This window comes from Xanthomonas sp. D-36-1, assembly GCF_017746155.1.
In the GTDB taxonomy this organism is placed as follows: domain Bacteria; phylum Pseudomonadota; class Gammaproteobacteria; order Xanthomonadales; family Xanthomonadaceae; genus Xanthomonas; species Xanthomonas cissicola.
Genome location: NZ_JAGHWR010000037.1, coordinates 1 through 22,679, shown reverse-complemented (window position 1 = coordinate 22,679; position 22,679 = coordinate 1). Strand labels below are relative to the sequence as shown.

Here is a 22,679-nt window from a genome sequence, read left to right as displayed (position 1 = left end):
AATCCGCAACATCGTCGCCAGTGCGTACGGCTGCCGACCTGGCCGCCCCGACACTGGATAGTGCGGCGCGATCAGGGCAAGCAGTTGCTGCCACGGAACAACCTGCTCCATCTCGGCAAGAAAGATCTCGCGCCGGGTCTGCTTACGCTTGCCCAAGCCCTCAGCGTCACCGAACGTCAGCTGCATGGATGAATCCTCTACATAAGGCGATAGTGTCGCGCATCTGCGGTGAGTTGATCAGACCTTCCCTAGGGCATGCATGAGAATGGATGGACTGCATGACGGTCTCCAAAGATAAGCGGCCGCGCTCAGCCAAGCGCGAGGGTGTTAAATTGCAGGATGGGCAGCAGGATCGACAACACGATCACCGCCACCACGCCGCCGAGCAGCACGATGATGGCCGGCTCCAACAGGCTCATTGCGGCGGTGGTGAAGGCCTCGAATTCGCGCTCCAGGTAATCGGCGGCACGCTCCAGCATCGGTGCCAGGCGTCCGCTGTTTTCGCCACTGGAGGCCATGTACAGCAGCGTTGGCGGAAACACCGCCGCGCGCTTCAGGGCCGCGGCCAGACTGCCGCCTTCGCGGATCGCAGTGACCATGGTGTCGGTGGCCAGCCGCAATGCGCGGTTGTCCACGGTGCGCGCAGCGATCATCAGCCCCTCCATCAATGGCAGGCCGCTGTTGACCATGATCGCCAGGGTGCGTGCCATGCGTGCGGCGTGCAGATCGCGGATCAACCGGCCCAGCAGTGGCGCGCGCAATAGCGCCCGGTCCGCTGCAAGACGCAGCGCCGGGCGTTTGAGCAGCTGCACCGTTGCAACCAGCGCCAGCACCAGGACGATCAGCAGCGGGATGCCTGCGTGCAGCAGGAAATGCGACACGCCGATCACCACGCGCGTCAGCAACGGCAAGGCGCGGCCCATCGAATCGAACTGGTCCACCACCTTGGGCACCACGAAGGTCATCAGCACGATCACCACCGCACCGGCGGTCGCTGCCAGCGCTGCCGGATAGACCAATGCAGACTGCAACTTGCTGCGCACCTGTGCCTGGCGTTCGAGCAGATCGGCCAGTCGTTCCAGCACCTGCGGCAACGCACCCGCGCTTTCGCCGGCGGCCACCATCGCGCGATACAACGCAGGAAACGCCTTGCCCTGGCGTGCCATCGCATCGGACAGGCGGAATCCTTCGACCACCAATGCGTGTGTCTGGCTGGTGACCCGACGCACGCCGCGGCGTTCGGACTGTGTGCCGATGGTGCGCAAGGCCTCTTCCAGCGGTGCGGTCTCCACCAGCGTGGCGAGCTGGCGGGTGAACAGCACCAGATCCTTGCCACTGAAGCGCGCCACGCGCACGGCCGTGCTGGCGGTCGCGGCCGCAACTTCCACACGCACCGGCACCCATTGGCGCTGTTCCAGCTGCGCACGTGCGCTGTTTATGCTGTCGGCACTGATCACGCCGTGCCGGTTACGCCCATGCAGATCGAGCACGGTGTAATCAAACTGCGGCATGCGCGTCGTCCTGTTGGCGGGTCACACGCAGCGCTTCTTCCAACGTGGTCAGGCCCTGCAGCACGGCCGCGCGTGCGGCCTCGCCCAGCCGCGGCGCGCGTGCGAAGGCGACAGCAGCCAGCGCGTGTTCGTCGGCGTTGTCGCCGATCAAACGGCGCATCGCATCGTCCACCGCAATCGCTTCGTAGATGCCCACGCGCCCGGCATAACCGCTGTGGTGGCAGACGTTGCAACCCACGGCGGTGTAGATCGCTGCATCGGCCGGCGCATCCAGCAGTTGACGCGTGCCGGTATCGATCGAACGCTCGCTACGGCACTGCGAACACAAGCGCCGCACCAGCCGCTGCGCCAGGATCAGCCGCAAGCTGGAGGCGAGTAAGAAGGGTTCGATGCCCATGTCGCGCAGCCGCGTGACTGCACCCACCGCATCGTTGGTGTGCACGGTGGAGAGCACCAGATGGCCGGTGAGGCTGGCCTGCACCGCAATCTGCGCGGTCTCGGTATCGCGGATCTCGCCGATCATCACCACGTCCGGGTCCTGGCGCAGAATCGCACGCAGGCCGGCGGCGAAGGTCATGCCGACGCGTGCGTTGACCTGGGTCTGGCCGACGCCGTCGATGGCGTACTCCACCGGGTCTTCCACGGTGAGGATGTTGCGCGAGCCATCGTTGAGCAGGCTCAGCGACGCGTACAAGGTCGTGGTCTTGCCCGAACCGGTGGGCCCGGTGACCAGCACGATGCCATTGGGCACCTGCAGTGCACGCTGCACGGTGTGCATCACCACAGGTGGCATGCCCAGTTGCGCCAGCGACAGCGTGCCCTGTTCCTTATCCAGAATACGCAGCACCACCCGCTCGCTGCCGCGCGTGGGCAAGGTGGAGACGCGCACATCCAGCGCCTTGGCCCCCATCACCAGCGACACACGCCCGTCCTGCGGGATGCGTTTTTCGGCGATATCCAGCCGCGCCATCACCTTGACACGCGACACCAGCAGCGGCGCGATGCGTCCGGGTAGCGTGGCCGCCTCGCGCATCACGCCATCCACGCGCAGGCGCACACGCAAGCGCGATTCGTAGGATTCCAGATGCACGTCGGATGCACCCAGCCGTGCGGCCTCGGCGATGATGCCGTTGATCAGGCGGATGATCGGCGCATCGTCCTGGCTGTCGAGCAGATCGGCGGTGGGGATGTCGTCGATCAACGAATCCAGGCTGCCATGCAGGTCCAGCGCTTCCACCTGCACCCCTTGCTCCAGCCCGGCATCGGCGTAGATCTCCGACACATGCCGGTCGAACACGGGGGCTGCCAGCGTGCGCACCTGCAGCGGCATGCCCAACGCGCGGCGCAGCTCGATCAAGGCCTGCACATCGCCACCTTCGCGCAGGCCGATCTGCGCCGTGGTGTCGCTGCCAAGCAGCACCACGCCGTGGCGCTTGGCGAATGCATAGGAAATTCTGGCGCGCGCAGTGCTCATGGCATCAACGTTGCACGGGACGTGCGCCGGGCGCAGGTGTCGGTGCCGGCGCAACGGGCGATGGACCTGCCGGCAACTGCGGCGGCTGCGCACGCAAGTAGTCGCGCACCAACACATCCAGCGCCGCTTCCGGGTCGCCATCGGCCAACTGGCGGTCGCGCAGGTAGTTGTAGCGCGGCGCGGTCATGCGCTGGGCATCGGCTGCATCGCGAATGATGGTGGGGCGAATGAATACCATCAGGTTGGTCTTGTCGCGGTTGCGCGACTTGTGCCGGAACAACGCGCCCAGGCCGGGCACATCGCCAAGCAGCGGCACCTTCTCCACGGTCTGACGGTCGTTCTGATCGAGCAGGCCGCCAAGCGCCACGATGGCACCGTTCTCCACCACCACGCGCGTTTCGATCTGGCGCTTGTTGAACACCAGCTCCGACGATTGCGCGCTGACCGGACCGGCAATGGCCGAGACTTCCTGCTTGATCGCCAGCGTGATGCCGCCGGCGGTGTTGATCTGCGGGCGCACTTCCAGCTCCACGCCCACGTCCTGGCGCTGGATGGTGCGGAACGGGTTGTCGTTGGCCGCACCGAGCACTTCGCCGGTGGTGATCGGCACTTCCTGGCCCACCAGGATGCGCGCCTGCTCGTTATCCAGGGTCATGATCGAGGGCGTTGACAACAGGTTGGAGCCGGTGTCGCTCTTGACCGCATCGATGATCATGCCGAACACCGCATCGTTGCTTTGCCCAGCCAGGCCGATCAAGCCGCCACTCAAGCCCAGCAGCGACTGCGCAGCCACGTTGCGCGCCTGTTCCAGCACCGAGTCGTCGTCGGCATTGCCGCTGCGCGTGCCAGCCGCCGCAGCGGCCAACGGCACGATGCCGGGCGACGCGCCGCTGTATTGCGTGGCGATCAACGGTACGGTGCCGTTGCGGCCGGCCAGCAGCAGCTGCACGCCCAGGCGCTTGGCGGCGGTGTCGGAAATCTCCACCACGATCGCTTCGACCAATACCTGCTCGCGATGCACATCCAGCTGCCGGATCACGTCTATCAAGGCGCGCTGGGTCTCCGGGTCGGCGTTGATGATCAACGCGTTGGAGCCTGGGTAACGCACGATCACCGGGCGCTTGCCTGCGGCCGGTGCGATCACCTGCGCCTGCGCAGCGCCGGTCGCGGCGGCCACATCCACCGCATTGGTGCGAGTATCCTGTCCGGCCTGCGCCTCATTGCCTGGAGTCTGGCCGACCAACTGCTGCAACACCGGCAATAGTTGCTCGGCACTGGCGTGTTGCAAGCGCACCACGCTGACGTCGCCGCGGCGCTCGGCGCGCCCGTCCAGATCGACTGCAGTACGTACCACGCGCTGCACCAGTGCGGGATCGCCACGCACGATCAAGGAATTGCTGCTTTCCACCGGCAGCACCGACAACACGTTACTGCGCTCGCCGCCTTGCCCGAACAGCGAGGTCAAGGTGCGCGCCAGTTCCTGCGCCGAGCTATTGCGCAGCGTCACCGTATCGATGGCCGCACGGTCGGTATCGATCTGCGCCACCAACGTGCGGATGCGGCGCAGGTTATCGGCATAGTCGGCGATCAACAGGCTATTGCCTTGCGGCATCGCCATGATCACGCCACCGCGCCCGATCAACGGCTTGAGAATCTCCGCGGCGCTGCGTGCGTCCACGCGCTGCAGGGTGAAGACCTGCGTGGCGAACCCCAGGTTGCCATTGCCGGCGCTGCCGGGCTGTTGCGCGGCAGTGTCGTCGGGAATGATGCGATAGGTCGCCGGTCCGCTGGACACCGCAATCAATCCATTGGCGCGTAGCACGGCCAGCAGCATGCCCAGCAGATCGGCTTCGGACATCGCCTGCGCACGCGCCACGTTGACCGAGCCCTGCACGCGCGTATCCACGATGAAGGTGATGCCGGTGGCACGCGAGACGTCCTGGATGAAGGCGCGCAGGTCCACGTCCTGCAGGCGCACTGCCGGCGCATCGGCGGCATGCAGTGCGGTCATCGGCACCGCGGGCACTGCGAGCAACAACGTGGCCGAGAGCAGCCAGAGCGGGCGAACGGCAGTCATTGCGGGCGCTTCAAGGTCATGGTGCGGGTCTGGCCGTCGCGGCGGTAGGTCAGCGTGGCGCTCTGGCCATTGCGCAGTTCGTCCTGCAGTTCGCGCAGATGTTCTGCATCGAGCGGGCGGCCATTGATCTGGGTCAGCACATCGCCCGGCGCCAAGCCGGCCTGACGCAGCAACGCGCCATCGCCGCGCGGCATGAGGGTGAAGCCGTCACCCTCGGCGCTGGCCCGCAGACCCGCGCTGGCGAGCAACTGCTGCGGGTCGACGGCGGTGGCCGCGGTCGGGTCTGCTGCCGTGGCGACATTCGATTGCACAGCTGCCGCAACCGCAGCCGACGCGGTGGCGCCCGTTCCCGCTGGAGGGAGCGCTGCAGTAGCAGATTCACGCAATGCGATGCGACGTACACTGCCGCCAGCGCGCAGCAGCACATGATCGGCCGCGATCGCCTGGACCACAACGCCGGGCGTCACCGTGTCGCCTGCGCGGTACGCGCCTTGCCGGCCATCATTGCCGCTCAGATAGGCAGCCGCCTGGCTGCCGCCAACACGCACGCCATGCAGCACGATGCCATCGCTATTGGCGTCGGACGCGCTGCGATGGAACACATCGCGAAGCAATGCGGACACGTCGAGCGTAGCGACCGCACCGGTCTGCGCCGTGCCCAACGGCCCGATCGGCGTGAGCACCAGCCACAGCAGACGCACACCTTGCAGCACCAGCAATGCGACCACACCGCCCGCCACCGCCGTGCGAACGCCCGGCGTCAGCAACAAGGAATTCAACGAGGGCCAGGCGCGTTGCAAAGCGGACATCCGTCTTAGGATTTCGATTGGATGACAGAATGCGGCGGAAATGTGTCAGTTCGAAGAAACCGATGACACAGGCCGACACACGGTGCCACACGACAAAATGCGAACGCCCGCCATGCAATGCACAGCGGGCGTTTGCGGCACTTGCAACTGCGCCTCAGATCAGAAGCGTGCTGTCACACTGATGTCATAGCTGATGCCGGGCTGGTAGGTGTACAGGTCGACCCGATTGCTCCCCACCTTCTGATACTCCTGGTACTTGGTCTTGAGCAGGTTGCGCGCGGCAAAATTGACCGACACCGTATCGCCCGACCACGCCAGTCCCTTCTTGATCACCAAATCCAGCGAGGTGCCCGGCTTGTCGATGTAATCCGGCTGCCCGGGGCGACCACGCGCGGACACCCGCTCGCCCACGTAGTTGGCGATCAACGTCGCCTGGCTGTGCGTGCGCTCGCTCTCCACACCGATCTGCAGATTGGCGATGTCGTCGGACTGGCCCTGCAACGCGGAACCATCGCGAATGAACAGGCTCGCCTGCACCGGCGTACTGAAACCGTACGGCTGCACGGTATCGCCGTCGCTGGCACTCACCTTGGACGTGGTGCGCGTGTAGTTGCCGGACACGAACACGCGGTTGTCGCCCCACCAGTCTGCTGCGATCGGCACGTCCAGATACGTCTTGGCCTCCAGCTCGATGCCGTAGAGGTTGGCCTTGGGCGCATTGATGAAGCTCTGCACGATACCGCCGCCCGGTGCGTCGTTGACGATGGCCTCGATCGGCTTGTCGATGTCCTTGTAGAACGCGCCGATGGTGACGTACTGGCCCGGTTCGAAGAACCATTCGTAGCGTGCATCCAGATTGACCAGCTCGCTATCGACCAGGAACGGGTTGCCGAAGAACTGACGGTCAATGTCCGGGTCCAGATATTGCTGTGGCGCCATTTCGCGGAACTGCGGGCGTGCAATGGTCTTGGATGCGCCAAAGCGCAGCTGCTGGTTCTCGGCAAGGTTCCAGGTGACCGTGGCCGACGGCAACGCATAACTGTTCTGCAACGGTGCCACGCCGTCCTGGCGCGTGCCGCTGAAGATGTCGTACGGATGCACCGCCTGGGTGGCATCTTCGTAGCGCACACCGACCGTGGCGCGCAACGTCGGCATGATCTCGCCTTCTGCCTGCAGATACGCCGCCTTGACCTTCAAGGTCGCGTTGTAGGCCGCCGCACCGAAACTGCCGGTGGTTTCGCGCAGCCGCAGCAGATCGTTGCTGAGGTTGTAGTCGGAGAACAGATAATCCACGCGCTGATACTGGTTCAGGAACGGCAGCGGGCCATCCAGCGCCAGGAAGCGGAATTCGCGGCTCCACGCGCTGCGGTCGTTGTCCAGATAGGCCAGACCGCCCTTGACGGTGAAATCGTGCTCGATCGGCAAGCGCCAGCTGACATCCACGCCGCCGCTGGCGACCTTGTCGTCGACCTTGCTGAAGCGCGTGTAGTTCTGCACGCGCGAGGCATCGTGCGCCCAATAGCCATCCAGCAGCTCGTAGCGAATACCAGTTTCGTAGGGCACATCGCGGCTGGCATTGGCCACTGCAGCGCGCCATTCGATCTTCAGGTCGTCGTATTCGCCGAAGGCGTGCGAGCCGCGAAGCTGGTTGTTGATCAACTGCCGCGCGTACCACTCGGTATTGTCGTCGCGCACATCGAAACCGGCCAACTCATCGCGGCCGGCGCGGCTGCGCGCCACCTTCAAGGTGTCGTGCACGTACAACGTGGTCCAGCCGATGGTATGCCGGCCATATTCCCAGCCCAGCCCCAGCATGCCGTTGCTGCGCACGTTGTTGCGGGTGGTGGCGAAGTCGTAATCGGAATTGAACTCGACGCTGTCGCCGACAAAGATGCCGTCCTGCTGCTTGCCGCTGCGCGTGCGCCATTCGTTGTCGTAGCTGGCCACCGCGATAATGCCCAGCTTGGCCTCGCCCACGTCCATGCTGTAACCGGCGCTGCCGCCGACATTGACGTCCGGAGCGATGCTGTCCCTTTCCTGCAGCACATACAGGTTGGCATCGTTCAAACTGCGGCCGATGCGACGGATGTCCTCGCGCGAAAAGCTGCCCAGATCGACACGGCGGCCGGTCCTGATCGCATCGCGCAAGGCAGCAGGCTGCTTGCGCGTACCATCATCAACGCCCCACGCGTCATCGCCGGAGCCGTAATAGGTCAGGCCTTTTTCGCCGGTGCTGACGCTGTTGGCGCCGCCGCCCACGGTCAGCGAGAGGAACGGCTTGTCGGGGACCGCCAGCGATTGCAGATCGATCACGCCGCCGCCGAATTCGCCCGGATAATCGGCCGAATAGGTCTTCTGCACGGTCACGCTGGCCAGCACGTCGCTGGGGAACAGGTCCAACGGCACCACGCGCTGCATCGGCTCGGGGCTGGGCAGCGGCGAACCGTTGAACAACGCAGACGAATAGCGCTCGCCCAGGCCGCGTACATACACATACTTGCCGCGCGACAGGCTCAGCCCGGTGACACGCGTCAGCGCCACCGCGGCGCTGCTGTCGCCGGTGCGCTCCATGTCTTCGCGCGTCACGAACGAGGCCACTTCGGAGGTTTGCAGCATCGGCTCGGGAATGTAGTCGCCACGCACCACGACCTGGTCGAGTTGCTTGGGCACACTGGTACCGGCCGCGCTGGACGTACCGCTGCCGGTATCGGCGTCGCTGGCGGTCGACTGCGCCATGGCGGCGCCGGACATCAGCAGGGTGGAAATGGAAAGAGACAGGCCCGTCCGCGACAGACGGGCAACAGCAGAGGTTCGCATCGTGGGAGCCCTGGCAACAGAAAGATGAAGCTGGACGCATCGCAAGGCGACCGATGGCCGCCCTGCGATGCAATGCCTCAGCAGGGACGATCGGCGGTCAGGCCGCAGGTCCAGCCCTGCCACCAGGTGTCGTTGGCATCGCGCACGCCACCGATGTAGTTCACCTGCTGGAAGAAGCTGCTCACCCCGTTCAAGCCCTGGAATGCCGGCACTGCGTTTTCATTGGAGCCATTGACGAAGGTGTTCTGCAATGTGGACACGCCATTGGCGACGTTGTTGGTACCGGCCGCAAACTGGCTGGCGGCACGCGCGTCGCTGCCGAATGCCGTCGGGCAGGCGAAGAACACCGAGTTGAAGGTGCCGAGCGTGTCGGTATCGGCCAGGTTGAAGCACACCAGGCCATCACCGGTGCCGCCCGCAGGACGGGTGACCACCGAGTTGTAGAACGCGGCCTGCGTGCCCTGGTTGAGCATGATCGCCGCGCCGGCGCGCGCATTGCCCACGTAGGTGAAATTGGCCACCTTCGGGCGCGAATACGGCTGGCGACGCAAGCTGCTCCACTCGTTCATGCGATCGCCGCCGCCGGCACGCTGCACCACGATGCCGAACTGCAGTGCACCGTTCCAGCCTGCATCGGTATCCAGCGAATCGTCGTCGGCACCGGTGATGACCAGATGGCTACCGTTGACCGTACCGCCGAACCATTCGATGCCGTCGTCGGAGCTGTTGTGGATCTGCACATAATCCAGCTTGGTACCGCTCCCCACACCCGCCAGCGTGATGCCCTGCAGTTCGTTATTGGGCGAAATTTCGAAGCCCGAATACATCACGCGCAGGTAGCGCATCGAACCGCTGTTGTCGGTGGCGTTGTTGCCGCCATAGAACGCGTTGGTCCCCTCGACCTGCGCCTGACATTCCGGCGTACCGGACACCGTGGTGCCCGGGCAGTTGTTGATCGCCGCACGCCCCAGCACCACGATGCCGCCCCACAGGCCGATGGTGTTGGCACTGACCGTGCTCTCCAGCGCCTGACGCGCGGTGAAGACGATCGGCGCAGTCGCGTTGCCTTCGGCAAAGATCTGCGAACCGCGATTGACCACGACGTAGTCGCTACCGGCCGACCCGAACAGGGTCACGCCCGGCTCGATGGTCAAAATGCCCTGCGTGCTGCCAGCGGCCGGTGCGGTGGCGTTGCCGCCGCGGTCGGTGCCTACATTGACGCGACCGCTGATCGAATACACGGTGCCCGTGCGCGCCGGCACTACCAGGTTGCCGTTGATGGTTTCCGGCAACTGGCAGGCGCGTAGCGTGTTGTTGGCGATGGTGCCGACGTTGGAAAAACCGCTCGGGCAATCGGCGGCCGGGCCGCTCGGTGCGGGTGCCGGCGTTGGTGCAGGCGTGGGCGCCGGCGTCGGTGTGGGGGCCGGTGCAGGCGGGAATGCACCTTCCCCTGGCGAGGCGACACGGTCGGCTCCGCCACCACAGGCCGACAGCGCCAGTGCGGTACCAAACGTCATGAGAAGTGTCTTACTGCTGTTGCGAACGGCCATGCGGCTGATCTCCAGGTCAAAGGGTCCGGTATGAAGAGGAGTCGTCAAGAATTGGTGGCGTTGCGCACACTGCAGTGGCGAGCACGTTCAAGATCCCCGTCACTTTTATAGGGGGCATCTGTGTCATTTGTCTTACCGCGACACAATTGACATACCAATGCCACACACCGCCATGCAATGTAGAGCGATGACACACACAGACATCCCGAGCCCGCTGGCCGACTGGATCGTGGCGCAAGCCGTGGCCGGCCATCCGCCCGAGCAAGCGCTACAGCCGCTCCTGGATCAAGGCTGGAACGAACAGGACGCCATCGATGCGGTCGAGGCACTGGTCCGTGCCCACATCCAACAACACGCGCAAGCAAACGGCTTGCCGATGCCGGTGCGCGTGCCCGCGTTGCAACAGGACACCGATGCATCACTGCTTGCCTTGGGCGACCGCGAGGTACGCGTCTTGGTCAGCCTGTTGCTGCCGCGCGTGGTGGTACTCGGCGGTTTTCTTTCCGGCGGTGAATGCGATGCATTGATCGCCTTGGCCCGCCCGCGCCTGGCGCGCTCGCGCACCGTGGACAATGCGAACGGAGAGCACGTGGTGCATGCAGCACGCACCAGCGACAGCATGTGTCTGCGCGTGGGCCAGGATGCGCTGTGCCAACGTATCGAAGCGCGCATCGCGCGCCTGCTCGACTGGCCAGTCGATCACGGCGAAGGGTTGCAGGTACTGCGCTACGGCACCGGTGCCGAATACCGGCCGCACTACGATTACTTCGACCCGGACGCAGCCGGCACCCCGGTATTGTTGCAGGCCGGCGGGCAACGCGTCGCCTCGCTGGTGATGTACCTCAATACGCCAGAACGCGGCGGCGCGACGCGTTTTCCTGACGCGCATCTGGATGTCGCTGCGGTCAAGGGCAATGCAGTGTTTTTCAGCTACGACCGCCCGCATCCGATGACGCGCAGCCTGCACGCCGGCGCGCCGGTCTTGGCCGGCGAAAAGTGGGTGGCCACCAAGTGGCTGCGCGAGCGCGCAGTGCGCATGCCCGGATAAGCACCGCAACACCGCGCCGGCGGGATCGACCCCATCCGCCGCCAACGCGGAGCGACATGGCACCTGCATCGCCTGCAGTGCTGTTGGCTGTTGGCTGTTCCCCACGCTGCGAGCGGCGCATCGCCGACACGCAAGCGGCCCATCAGGCGTGCAACACAATGACTTGCTGACTGTCCCCAAAGACGGCAGCAGCGCGACGCGAATTGAATTTGTCAGAATATGTTATAACATGTCATTACTGACACGATTCCACTGGCCCGCAGGTATCGCCCGCTTCATGAAGATCCATCCCCTCGTGGCGACTGTCGCCGCTCTGCTGTTTGCTGCCGACGCACGCGCGCAGTCCTCCGATTCAGCGCTGACGCTTGGCAAGGTCGACGTCCATCAACATCACGAAGGCCAGCTCAGTGCGCATCAGGTGCTGACGTCGGTAGATGTCCTGGGCGCCGACCAGATCGAGGACAAGAACGTGTCCTACAGCTGGGAATTGCTCGGGCAGATGCCCGGCATGCAGTTGACCGAAACCGTCAGGGCGCCGAATCGGGCAAGGTCAGCTTCCGCGCCTTCAACGGCGAGGGCTATCTCAATGCGATCAAGACCCTGATCGACGGCATTCCCAGCAACGTCAACAGCGGCAACCAGCGTTTCATCGACATGCTGTTTCCGCTGGAAATCAGCTACATCGAGGTGGTGCGTGGCACCAACGATCCGCGCTACGGGCTGCACAACATCGGCGGCAACATCAACTTCGGCACCCGCCAGGGCGGCAGCTACACCGATGCCCGCGTTGCCTACGGCAGTTACGCCAGCCGCGATGCGCAGATCGCGATAGGGCGCGAACGCGACGGATTCGCGCAGAACTACTTCATCGGCGCACAGGCATCGGATGGCTATCGTGCGCACGATCGTTCCAGTAAGTATGTGCTGGGCGGCAAGTGGTTCTACGGCAATCTCGACGAGGGCATGCGCATCGGCCTGACGGCACGCGCGTACCGCAACCAGGCCGACGAGCCGGGCTTCATGAACGCAGCAGAGCTGCAGACCGACCGTCGCAGCTCGGACCGCCGCAACCGCAATGATGGCGACGACCGCGACATGCAGCAGGCCGGCGTGCACCTGGACCTGAAACTGACCGATGCCCTGTTCCTGGGCAGCAAGCTTTACTACAACCGCTACGAGGACGACCGCCGGGTGACCTTCAGCGACCTGCCCACCGGCAATGCGCCGCGTCAGCGTCGACGCTGGGACGAAACGCAGGTGGGCATGCTCAACACCCTGACCTGGCGCGCCAATGACCTGCTGACCCTGGAAGGCGGCATCAACTACGAACATCAAGACAATGGGTACCGGCGCGAGCGCTTCAACTATGCCGAGCCCACCGACTTCACCGCAGCGCCAGCGCGCATCCAGAACGACGACCGCTATACATTCAACAATTGGGGCGCCTACGTGCAGGCCATCTATCAGCCGGTCGAGGCCCTGAAGCTGGTGCCGGCCTATCGCGTGGACCGCTTCGACGGCGACACCCAGCTGCCGGGCGCGGTGCGCGCACCGCTGCAGCGTTACGGCAGCATCGGGCAGCCCAAACTCAGCGTGATCTACGCCCTGACCCCGACCACCAATGTGTATGCCAACTGGGGCCGTACCTTCCAGGTGTTGACCGGCTCCACCGCCCCGGCCTATCTCACCCCAGGGCAAGCCGGCATCCGCCCTTCCACCAACACCGGCGTCGAGCTGGGCATGAAATTCAGCCCATTTGCAGGCAGTCAGGCGCGTATCGCCGTCTGGCAACAGGATGCGGAAAACGAAGTCTCGAACATGCCGGCCACCGGCACTACCGTCACCTTGGGCAAGACGCGTCGCCGCGGCGTGGATGCGCAGATCAGCGCACAGCTGGGCGATCGATGGACGCTCTGGGCATCGCATGCCTACCAGGAAGCCAAGATCACGCGCGACGACCGCGCCGCCGCGCTTTCGCTGCAAGGCAACGAAGTCATCGCCACGCCCCGCTACATCAGCAACATCGGCGTGGACTACCGCGCGACCCAGGCGTTGCAACTGGGCCTGCAGGGACGCGCCCAGGGCGACTACTACCTCGAGGAGCGCAACGTGGCAGGCAAGTACGGCGGTTTTGCGACGCTCGACCTCACGGCGCGCTATACGATCAACCCGAACTGGAGCGTGGACGTGCAGGTCCGCAATGCCACCGGTCGCGAGTATGCCTACGTGTGGTACGACAGCTTCTTCTGGGCACAGGCGCAGCCCATGTTCTCGCCCGCGGCCGGACGGCAGCTGTATCTCGGGCTGAGAATGAAGCTGTAACGGCAGCGGCAGCGGTGGCGACGTGCGAATCGCTGGTCCGCAGCGTAGCGGCTGCATGAACCGTCATCGCCAAGCCGGCAACTGGCGCCCCGCCGCGGCCCCGGTACGCTGCCGTGGGCAAGCGGTCGTGGCGCGCGATGCCTTACATCGCTGCGGCAACACGCGGCCAGGCAACCAGGACCGCATCGGCGTCCGGCTCCGTTTACGGCAGCGGGCAGGCACCTGGCCTGCCGAGGCATCGTTCAATCACCGTCACCGCCGTCCAAACAGGCGTTGATCGATCCGCAACATCACAAATCGCAATGGCGTCCATGTCAGACATAGCCCGGCGAGAATGCCCAGCGTATCGGCCAATGCATCGTATGGGTCGGCGCTGCGATTGGTGGTCAGCGCGCCTTGCGCGATTTCGATGCCGATGCCCAGCAGCACCAGCCCGAAGGCGGCAAACACCAGTGCGCGTCGAGTCGCAAACAACTGTACCGCTCCCCAACACAACAGCGCGAAGGTCAGGAAATGCTCGGCCTTGTCGCTGTTGGACGGCAACTCCGGAAACTCCGGCGGTGGCCCCAGGCACACGGCAATGACCACGACGATCGCAGCGATCCACAGGCCCACCCACAACCGCGGCCGGTGAAACGGTCGTAGTGCCGAACTCACAACCGCCATGTCAGATCGCCGGACAGGAATGCAGGGGCAAAATCGACATCGCGCGAGAAGCCCATCACCTGGAACCGCTCGCCCATCTCGTTGGGCAGGGTCAGCCGCTTGATCTGTTCGCGCAGACGCATGCGCCCCACTTCATCGGTGCGCGTATCGGCCTGCGCCAACAATGCGTCCAGCCCATTGCCGAGCAGGAAGCTTGCTTGCGTGCAATACCCGGCCAACTCGAAACCTGCGCCGGTGCCTGCCTCGGCCAACGCGGTGAAGTCCACCGATGCGGTCAGATCCTGCAGACCCGGCCAACGGTAGAGATCTTCATGCATGCGATGCCGGTAAAACGCACGCAAGGTACCGTCCTCGCGCTGCGCACGATAGAACTCGCCGCGCGGGTAACCGTAGTCGACGAACAACATCGCGCCACGCTTCAAACCGCCGGCGACCGCCTGGATCCAGTACGGCAACTGCGGCAGCAACTCGGAGCGATAGCCATCGGCGAACGGCTGCTCCAAATAGCGCTCCAGGTGACGCACGGCCGCACTCAGCAACGCATCGGCCGGTTGCTCGCCGCGCGCGAAGTGCTGCTGGTCATCCAGCACCACGGTTTCTTCATACACCTGCCCATCGCGCAGTGCAAAGCGCGGCGTGGGCAATGCGTCGATGACTTCGTTGGCGAATAGCACGCCATCCCAATCGTCCGGGAACGGCGCATCCAGCCATTCCACCAGATCGAATACCGGCGTGATCAGACTGCGCCCCAGCCGCTCGCGCTGACGTTCGCGCAGGTCGGCGCTGGGCTCCAGGATCGCGTAGCGCTCGGGCAACGCGTCCAGTTCCAGCAGCCGCTTGAGCGTGACTTCGGCAAACGCACCGCTACCGCCGCCCACTTCCAGCACCCGCGCCTGCGGCCCGAGCTGCTGCAATACCGGCGCCAACGCGCCGGAAACGGTGGCCGCAAACAACGGCCCCAATTCCGGGGCGGTGACGAAATCGCCGGCCTCGCCGAACTTGCTGGCGCCGGCGCTGTAATAGCCCAGGGCCGGCGCATACAGCGCCAGCTCCATGAAGCGCGAGAACGGAATCGCACCGCCGGCGGCCTGGATTTCGGCGCGCACATGCGCAGCCAGCCGGTCGCTGTGGGCCAGCGCGTCCGGATCGGGTGTGGGAAGGTCGGCGTGCATGCGGGCACCGGTTGCGTGGACAATGCACAGGATATCCGAGCCCTCCGCAACGCCGAGCGAGTACGTCATGACAGACAGTCCCAAGGTGGTGTTGATCACCGGTGCAGCCCGCCGCATCGGCGCGCAGATCGCCACCACGCTGCACGCTGCCGGCTACTGCGTTGCGCTGCATGCACACCGCTCCGCCGAGGTGCTGGACGCACGCGTGGTCGGACTGTGCGCGCGGCGCGCCGGCAGCGCGCATGCCTTGCACGCCGATCTGCGGCTGCCCGATGCGCCTGCGCAATTGGTGGCCGGCTGCCTTGCCGCCTTCGGTCGTCTGGATGGCGTGGTGAACAACGCCTCGGCGTTCTACCCCACCGCCATCGGTGAGGCCACTGCGGCGCAATGGGACGAATTATTTGCGGTCAATGCACGCGCGCCGTTCTTCATCGCGCAAGCCGCCGCCGCACAGTTGCGCCAGCGGCGCGGGGCCATCGTCAACCTTACCGATCTGCATGCGCAGCAGCCGATGCGCAATCACCCGCTATACGGCGCCTCCAAGAGCGCGCTGGAAATGCTGACCCGTTCGCTGGCGCTGGAACTGGCGCCGCACGTGCGTGTCAACGCGGTCGCACCTGGCGCCATCCTGTGGCCGGAAGAAGGCAAATCCGCCGACGCCAAGCAGGCGCTGCTCGCGCGCACGCCGCTGGCGCGCATCGGTACGCCGGAGGAAATTGCCGAAGCGGTGCGCTGGTTGCTGGACGACGCCAGCTTCGTCACCGGGCATACCCTGCACGTCGATGGCGGCCGCCAGCTCAGTTGAACGATGCTTCCGGGGCCTGCGCGCTTTCGCTGCGTAGCAACGCTATCCCTGTCATGCGCGTGAGCCCGGTTGCCGCCTCGGCGCGTGCGGCACTGCCAGACAGTCCGCACGCCGTGGCGCTATTTGCATGCTTGCTCGGCCGCGTTCAACCGCGCTGCCAGAGCAGCGCTATTGCGTGACGCTCAACTCCGGCGCAGCTGCATCCAGCTCCACCGTGGCAAACGCGCTGCCGTACTGCGGATGCGCCTGCCACAGGGTTGCCAATGTCTGCCCGCTCAGCGGGTCGATGAAGTCCGGCGCGATGTCGGCCAGCGGCTTGAGCACGAATGCGTGTTTGAGCTCGGGCCGCGGGATGCGCAGATGCCCGGGGCCTTCGACGATACGGTCGCCGAAGAACACCACGTCCAGATCCAGGGTGCGGTCGCTGAAACGCGGGCCGCTGCGATCGCGCCCATGCGCATCTTCCAGCGCATGCAGCCAGTGATCCAGCGCGTCCAGATCCAGATCGGTCTGCAATACCACTGCGTTGTTGACGAAGTCCGGCCCATCGAAGCCCACCGCGGGCGTGCGGTACGCGGGTGACACGACAATCTGGCCGAAGCGCGCGCGCAGGGCGGCGACAGCCAAGCGCAGGTAGTGGGTCGGCTGGACGTTGCTGCCGAGGCTGAGAAGCACGGTGGTCATACGTTATTCGCGCATGCGGCCGGCGTGGACGTCAACTGTTGCAATCGCGTTGCACCCGTCGACGCAGGCGCCGGGTGCGCGCAAACGTGGTCTCAGGCCACTTCCAGCGCATGCGAAACGGCGCGGAACACCCGTCGCATTTCCAGCGGCTTGCGCAGTACGTGCACCGGCAGATCCGACGGGAAATGCGCACGTTGCAGCGGCGCACCGACATCTTCCAGCACGATCGCCGGGCCCTGGTACCCCAGCTCCTGCATTCTCAGCAGCACGCTCACTGCCGAGAGCAGGATGATGTCGCTGTCGATGATCACCAGATCCGGCATCGCGTGCTGCTGCACCAGTTGCAGCGCCGCGGCGCCATCGCTGGCCAGCTGCGGCTGATAGCCCTGGCTGGACAGTGCATTGCCCAGCAGCGATAGGCGCGTGGCCTCGCCATCCACCAGCAAAATGCGCTGCCCATGGCCAAGCGGCAGCGGCAGTTCGGCTTCGGTCACCGCCGTCGACACCGCACGCATCGGCACGATCATGTCAAAGCGCGTCCCTTCGCCCAGCCGGCTATCGACCACGATGCTTCCGCCATAGCTTTCGATGATGCGCTTGCACGAAATCAGTCCCAACCCGGTGCCATCGGCCTTGGTGGTAAAGAAAGGGCTGAACAGGCGCGCGCGGGTTTCATCGCTCATGCCCACGCCGGTGTCGGCCACGCTCATGCGCACGCGCGAGGCATCATAGCGGTCGGCTGCCAGGATCAGTCTGCCGCCCTCGGGCATCGCCTGGATCGCATTCAAGCCAAGGTTGAGCAGGCATTGCTGCAATTCGGTGTAGTTGGCCTCGATGGTCAGATCCGCAGCGATGGTGTCCATCTGCAGACGAACCCCATCGGGCAGGCTGCTCTTGAGCAGCATCTGCACGGCCTGGAACAGATTGGCGATGGACACCTGCTCGCGGGGCTTGTTGGACCCGCGCACGAACGAGAGCATCGACTCGGCCATCTCATGTCCGCGCCGGCCGCATTCGGCCACCACGTTGGCCAGCTGACGCAGCTGCGGATCGTCGGTGCGCCCGGCCAGCAGGTCGGGCACGATCAACAACGGTTGCAGGATATTGCGCAGGTCGTGACTCAAACCGGCCGCCAGCATCGCCAGGCTTTCCAGACGCTGTGCGCGCATCAGCTCGCTTTCCACGCGTTGGCGTTCCAGATCCGCACGCGCCTCGCGGATCGCGCGGATCACCGCGCTCGGCAAGCGCGTCGGGTTGTGCTTGATGATGTAGTCGTTGGCGCCATCCTGCAGCGCCTTGACCGCGGTCTCCTCACCCATGGTGCCGGAGACGAAGATGAAGGGTGTGGCACCGTTCTGGCGCACCAGGCGCAGCGCCTGGTGGCCGGAAAAGCCCGGCATGCTCAGGTCCGACAGCACGATGTCCGGCTGGAAGTCGTCCAGCGCGGCGCGCAGCGACGGCTCGCTGTCCACGCGCTCGAATGCCGCATCCAGCCCGGCCTCGAGCAACTGATCGGACAACAGCTCGGCGTCTTCCGGTGAATCTTCCACCAGAAGGATCTTCAGCTGCTCCAGGTTGCCACCCTCATGCGGCATGGTTCAGTCCAGCTCCGGTGCCTGGTTGATGACCGCCCAGAACGTGCCGAGCGTCTTGACCGCATTGAAGAACTGATCCGCATCCACCGGCTTGACCACATAGGCATTCACGCCCAGGTCCCAGCTACGGGCCAGATCGCTTTCTTCGCGCGAGGACGACAGGATCACCACCGGCAGGCGCTTGAGCGTCTCGTCGCTGCGCACCTGCTTGAGCACTTCCAGCCCGTCCAGGCGCGGCATCTTGATGTCCAGCAGCAGCACGGCCGGCAGGCCCTCCTCGCGGTCGGCGAACATGCCACGGCGCAGCAGGTAGTCCATGGCTTCCACGCCGTCTTCGACGTGCACGATGGGGTTGGCAAGGCGGGCTTCGCGCAAGGCGTCGACCGCCATCTCCGCATCGGCCGGGCTGTCTTCTGCCAGAAGAATGGTACGGATGGCGGTCATGCAGTGAACTCTTGGTTGGGCGCTTCAAGCGCAGGAGGTAACACGAAATAAAACGTGGCGCCCTCGTCGACGACGCCTTCGGCCCACACCCGGCCGCCGTGACGGGTCAACACGCGCCGCACGCTGGCCAGGCCGATGCCGGTCCCAGCGTATTCGCTGGCCTTGTGCAAACGTTGGAACACACCGAACAATTTTCCGCTGTATTCCATATCGAAACCGGCACCGTTGTCGCGCACGCTGAACTGGTGGCCGCCATCGGACATCGGCGTGTAGCTGACCTCGATTTTGGCCACCTCGCGCTTGGCGCTGTACTTGACCGCATTGCCAAGCAGGTTCATCCACAGCTGGCGCATCATGTTTTCGTCGGCAACCAGCACCGGCAGTGGTGCGATATGCCATTCCACCCGGTGGCCGGTGTTCTCGCTCTGCACGTTGGAATCCAGAATCGCACGCGTTTCGGCCACCAGCGATTGCATGTCCACCGCCTGCAGGCGCAGCGCACCGCGGCCCAGGCGCGAATACACCAGCAGATCGTCGATCAGCGAGGCCATGCGCCGCGCCGAACTGCTGATCACTTCCATGTAATGGCGCGACTTCTCGTCGGCCGTATCGCCCAGATGACGCGCCAGCTTGTCGGAGAATCCGGCCACATGCCGCAACGGTGCGCGCAGATCGTGCGAGACCGAATAGCTGAAGGCTTCCAGCTCGCGGTTGACTTCCGAGACCTGCTCCACCTTGCCTTCCATCTGCCGGTTGAGCTCATGGATACGCAACTGCGCGGCCTTCTGCAGGCTGATGTCGCTCACCGTCATCAGCACCACGTCTTCGTCGGTGGTGTCGGGCAGCGGCATGCGGCGTGCATTGATCAACATGGTGCGCAGCACGCCGTCGGCGGCGCGCTGCTCGTGTTCGTAATCCCACAACTCGCGTCCACGCAACAACACGTCCGCCAGACGCTGGTGGATCTGCGCATCGCGCCAGACGCCCCCGCCCACATCCTCCAGCGCCATCAACTCGTTGCCGCGCTCTTCCAGGCCATACAGGTCGGCGAAGGCAGGGTTATGCAACACGATGCGCTGGCTGGCATCCAGCAGCACGATCGGCTCGCGCACGGTTTGCAGCACCGAGCTGGCGCGGCCATTGGCGCGCAGGTATTCCTGCTCGGCCGCCAACCGGCGGCGGATCTGCCGCTGCAGCAGCCAGGTCACCGTGCCCAGCGACAGCAACTGCACCGCCAGCGCTGCCCAGCTCAACACCGCGTAATGCATGCGCTCGGTTTCGGCGCGCGCATTGCGCAGCGCCAGCAGACGGCCTTCGGCGCTTTGCAGGTCATCGATCAGCACACGGATCGGGTTGTTCAGGGTCATGTCGTTGATCAGCGCGCGGATTTGCTCCGGCGCGGTGGTCACCGCAATGCGCTCGGCCAATAGCAGACGCCGTTCGATGGTGCTCTGGATGCGCCCCATGCGTACTTGCTGGGCGGGGTTGTCCTTGGTCAGAAAAATCAGCCGCTGCACCGCGGCCTGGGCCTCGCTACGCCCGCGCCGCATCCGTTCCAGCAGTGCCGGGCGCTCGACCCCATGCGAGCGCATCAGCGCTGCCGATTCGGCATTGCGCATTGCCGCTTCCAACCGTTGCGCGTTTTCCAGCACCTGCTGGCTATGCGAGACCCAGGTCGCGGCCTGGTTGGCGTTGCGGGCCATCTGCTGCAGCAACAACGAGGGAACCACCACAATCAGGAACACGGCAACCGCCAATAGAGGCAGGCGCCAGCGATCCCATTTGTCTGCCTGGACCGTTGTTTGCATTGCTGGACCGAATTCGCTCGCTGCAGGGGCCAAGGACTGACCGGCATTGTCTCCGATCACGCAGCTTGCCAGATTAATGATTCAGAGAAATCATGTCAGTCTGTGACATAGCTGAATGGGCATAGCATACGTGTAGCACGCGTGAAAACGGCGCGAGCGCGTTGCCGGCCATCGGCACGCCGGACGGTTCTTCAAAAAACGAAAAAGGCGCACTCCGTGGAGTGCGCCTGGTGCTCGGGTCGCCGCCTCGCCTCAGCGGTCCGGCATTCGCAGCAGCTGCGCTTACTTCTTCGCAGCGGTGACCTTCAGGCCGGTCGACTTGACGCTCTTGACGCCCTCGATGCCCTTGGCAACGGCAACGGCCTTGTCGTGCTCGGCCTGGGTGGCGACCGCACCGGTCAGGGTCACGATGCCGTTCTTGGTCTCGACCTTCACGTCGGTACCGGAGACGTTGTCGGTGGCCAGCAGGTCGGCCTTGACCTTGGTGGTGATCCAGGTGTCGGTGACCGGCTTCTTGGACTCGTTCATGCCGGCAGCATGATCCTTGTGGTCGGCATGTTCCTGCGGTGCCGCGAATGCCTGCGACGCGCCGAGGGTCAGACCGAGCGACAGCGACAGCGCCAGCAACTTGCGTGCATGCGTCATGTTCTTCATACCAAGCACCTCCTGTTGAATGTGGGCGCAGCTTGCGGTGGCGCTCGTCGAGCAGACGTGACCGTTGCATGCAGAGGTTGTGAACCCTGCGCACACGCGCAGGTGCAATACCATGCCGGCTCCCTCCGTCGTTGCGATGAACCGTTTTCAATGCCTAAACTGTTCAATCTGGCCGTTGTCGGCTATGGCTATGTCGGCCGCACCTTTCATGCACCGCTGATCGCAAGCACCCCCGGCCTGCAGCTGCACAGCGTGGTGTCTTCCAAGCCGCAACAGCCACAGGCCGATTTCCCCGGCCTCACCGTGGTGGCCGACCTCGACAGTGCGCTGGCCGATCCCGCACTGGATGCCGTAGTGCTGGCTACCCCGAACCACACCCATGCGCCCTTCGCGCTGAAGGCCCTGGCCGCCGGCAAGCATGTGCTGGTGGACAAGCCGTTTGCGCTGGATGCGACGCAGGCACAACAGATGGTCGATGCCGCCAACGCCGCGGGACGCATCGTCAGCGTGTTCCAGAATCGCCGCTGGGATGCGGACTTTCTCACCGTGCGCCGGCTGATCGAAGAAGGCCAGCTGGGCGAGGTGGTGGAATTTCATTCGCACTTCGACCGCTATCGCCCGCAGGTACGTGACCGTTGGCGCGAGAGCGATAGCCCCGGTGCCGGACTGTGGTACGACCTGGGCCCGCATCTGCTCGATCAGGCGATGCAGTTGTTCGGTATGCCGCAGGGCATTGGCGCGGATCTGCAACGTCAGCGCGACCATGCACGCAGCGTCGATTATTTCCATGTCACCCTGCACTACCCCCGGCTGCGCGTGATTCTGCACGCCGGGTCGCTGGTGGCCGATGGGAGCCTGCGCTTTGCCGTGCACGGCACGCGCGGCAGTTACCTCAAGCATGGCCTGGATACGCAGGAAGACCAGCTGCGCGCCGGCCGTCGCCCCGGCACGGTCGGTTGGGGCGTGGACCCCGTACCAGGCACGCTCACCCGCGTCGACGACGAAGGCCGCGTCCACACCCATCAGCCCGACAACCTGCCGGGCGACTATCGGCAGTGCTACGCCGCCTTTCGCGACGCACTGGCAGGCACCGGCCCGGCGCCGGTCAGCAGCACCGATGCAGTGCAGCTGATGCAGCTGGTGGACCTCGCGCAACGCAGCGCTGCGGACGGCCGAGTGCAGTGGCTGGATGCCTCACGCGGCTGATCGCGACCGGCTCTGTAGTCCGCCCTGAACAACTCGC

At 64.9% G+C, this 22,679-nt stretch carries 16 protein-coding genes and 2 pseudogenes; 4 read left to right on the top strand and 14 right to left on the bottom strand.

From position 1 onward, the window contains the following. The 7 genes and pseudogenes from J7367_RS12250 to J7367_RS12220 form a co-directional block, all read right to left on the bottom strand. A pseudogene (locus J7367_RS12250) lies at nt 1-186 on the bottom strand (IS5/IS1182 family transposase); the annotation flags it as partial. A 122-nt stretch (nt 187-308) separates the two neighbouring features. Then, nucleotides 309-1,511 (bottom strand): type II secretion system inner membrane protein GspF, encoded by a 1,203-nt coding sequence (gspF, locus tag J7367_RS12245; protein ID WP_057662516.1) that lies wholly within the window; start codon nt 1,509-1,511, stop codon nt 309-311. Further along, nucleotides 1,498-3,039, bottom strand: coding sequence for a type II secretion system ATPase GspE (gene gspE, locus J7367_RS12240; RefSeq protein WP_057662518.1), 1,542 nt, complete (start codon nt 3,037-3,039; stop codon nt 1,498-1,500). The genes gspF and gspE overlap by 14 nt, the downstream gene beginning before the upstream one ends. Further along, complete coding sequence (gene gspD / locus J7367_RS12235) at nt 2,990-5,062, bottom strand: type II secretion system secretin GspD (protein ID WP_057662521.1); 2,073 nt, start codon at nt 5,060-5,062, stop codon at nt 2,990-2,992. The genes gspE and gspD overlap by 50 nt, the downstream gene beginning before the upstream one ends. Further along, nucleotides 5,059-5,871: a type II secretion system protein N gene (locus J7367_RS12230; RefSeq protein WP_057662524.1), complete on the bottom strand. Its 813-nt coding sequence runs from the start codon at nt 5,869-5,871 to the stop codon at nt 5,059-5,061. Before J7367_RS12230 ends, gspD begins: the two co-directional genes overlap by 4 nt. Before the next feature lie 159 nt (nt 5,872-6,030). Beyond that, the gene (locus J7367_RS12225; protein ID WP_057662528.1) at nt 6,031-8,688 is read right to left on the bottom strand and encodes a TonB-dependent receptor; all 2,658 of its coding nucleotides are present in this window, start codon (nt 8,686-8,688) and stop codon (nt 6,031-6,033) included. 77 nt (nt 8,689-8,765) lie between these two features. Beyond that, complete coding sequence (locus J7367_RS12220) at nt 8,766-10,238, bottom strand: hypothetical protein (RefSeq protein WP_057662532.1); 1,473 nt, start codon at nt 10,236-10,238, stop codon at nt 8,766-8,768. 187 nt (nt 10,239-10,425) lie between these two features. On the opposite strand from J7367_RS12220, the gene J7367_RS12215 reads away from it, so the two are divergent. Then, nucleotides 10,426-11,286 (top strand): 2OG-Fe(II) oxygenase, encoded by an 861-nt coding sequence (locus J7367_RS12215; RefSeq protein ID WP_033480900.1) that lies wholly within the window; start codon nt 10,426-10,428, stop codon nt 11,284-11,286. Between the two features lie 277 nt (nt 11,287-11,563). After that, nucleotides 11,564-13,608: pseudogene (locus J7367_RS12210) on the top strand (TonB-dependent receptor). Between the two features lie 252 nt (nt 13,609-13,860). Here the strand turns inward: J7367_RS12210 and J7367_RS12205 are convergent. Together J7367_RS12205 and J7367_RS12200 are read right to left on the bottom strand one after the other, a co-directional pair. Beyond that, nucleotides 13,861-14,274: a VanZ family protein gene (locus tag J7367_RS12205; protein WP_057662534.1), complete on the bottom strand. Its 414-nt coding sequence runs from the start codon at nt 14,272-14,274 to the stop codon at nt 13,861-13,863. Beyond that, nucleotides 14,262-15,515 carry a class I SAM-dependent methyltransferase gene (locus J7367_RS12200; RefSeq protein ID WP_176215050.1) on the bottom strand — a complete coding sequence of 418 codons (1,254 nt, stop codon included), beginning with the start codon at nt 15,513-15,515 and terminating at the stop codon, nt 14,262-14,264. The genes J7367_RS12205 and J7367_RS12200 overlap by 13 nt, the downstream gene beginning before the upstream one ends. Between J7367_RS12200 and J7367_RS12195 the strand changes: the two genes are divergently transcribed. Next, entirely contained in the window at nt 15,514-16,251 is a 738-nt protein-coding gene (locus tag J7367_RS12195) for a pteridine reductase (RefSeq protein ID WP_057662539.1), read from the top strand. The genes J7367_RS12200 and J7367_RS12195 overlap by 2 nt on opposite strands. A 168-nt stretch (nt 16,252-16,419) precedes the next feature. Here J7367_RS12195 and folK read toward each other — a convergent pair whose 3' ends face one another. The 5 genes from folK to J7367_RS12170 all read right to left on the bottom strand — a co-directional run bounded on the left by folK (nt 16,420) and on the right by J7367_RS12170 (nt 21,436). Next, nucleotides 16,420-16,935 carry a 2-amino-4-hydroxy-6-hydroxymethyldihydropteridine diphosphokinase gene (folK, locus tag J7367_RS12190; protein WP_057662542.1) on the bottom strand — a complete coding sequence of 172 codons (516 nt, stop codon included), beginning with the start codon at nt 16,933-16,935 and terminating at the stop codon, nt 16,420-16,422. A gap of 92 nt (nt 16,936-17,027) precedes the next feature. After that, nucleotides 17,028-18,530: a response regulator gene (locus tag J7367_RS12185; protein WP_057662545.1), complete on the bottom strand. Its 1,503-nt coding sequence runs from the start codon at nt 18,528-18,530 to the stop codon at nt 17,028-17,030. A 3-nt stretch (nt 18,531-18,533) separates the two neighbouring features. Further along, complete coding sequence (locus tag J7367_RS12180) at nt 18,534-18,974, bottom strand: response regulator (RefSeq protein WP_057662547.1); 441 nt, start codon at nt 18,972-18,974, stop codon at nt 18,534-18,536. Then, on the bottom strand, nt 18,971-20,782 hold the full coding sequence (locus J7367_RS12175; protein ID WP_057662550.1) for an ATP-binding protein: 1,812 nt from the start codon (nt 20,780-20,782) through the stop codon (nt 18,971-18,973). Before J7367_RS12175 ends, J7367_RS12180 begins: the two co-directional genes overlap by 4 nt. Before the next feature lie 282 nt (nt 20,783-21,064). Further along, on the bottom strand, nt 21,065-21,436 hold the full coding sequence (locus tag J7367_RS12170; RefSeq protein WP_008572114.1) for a BON domain-containing protein: 372 nt from the start codon (nt 21,434-21,436) through the stop codon (nt 21,065-21,067). Between the two features lie 150 nt (nt 21,437-21,586). Between J7367_RS12170 and J7367_RS12165 the strand changes: the two genes are divergently transcribed. Continuing rightward, nucleotides 21,587-22,642: an oxidoreductase gene (locus J7367_RS12165; protein ID WP_057662552.1), complete on the top strand. Its 1,056-nt coding sequence runs from the start codon at nt 21,587-21,589 to the stop codon at nt 22,640-22,642. Nucleotides 22,643-22,679 lie beyond the last annotated feature (37 nt).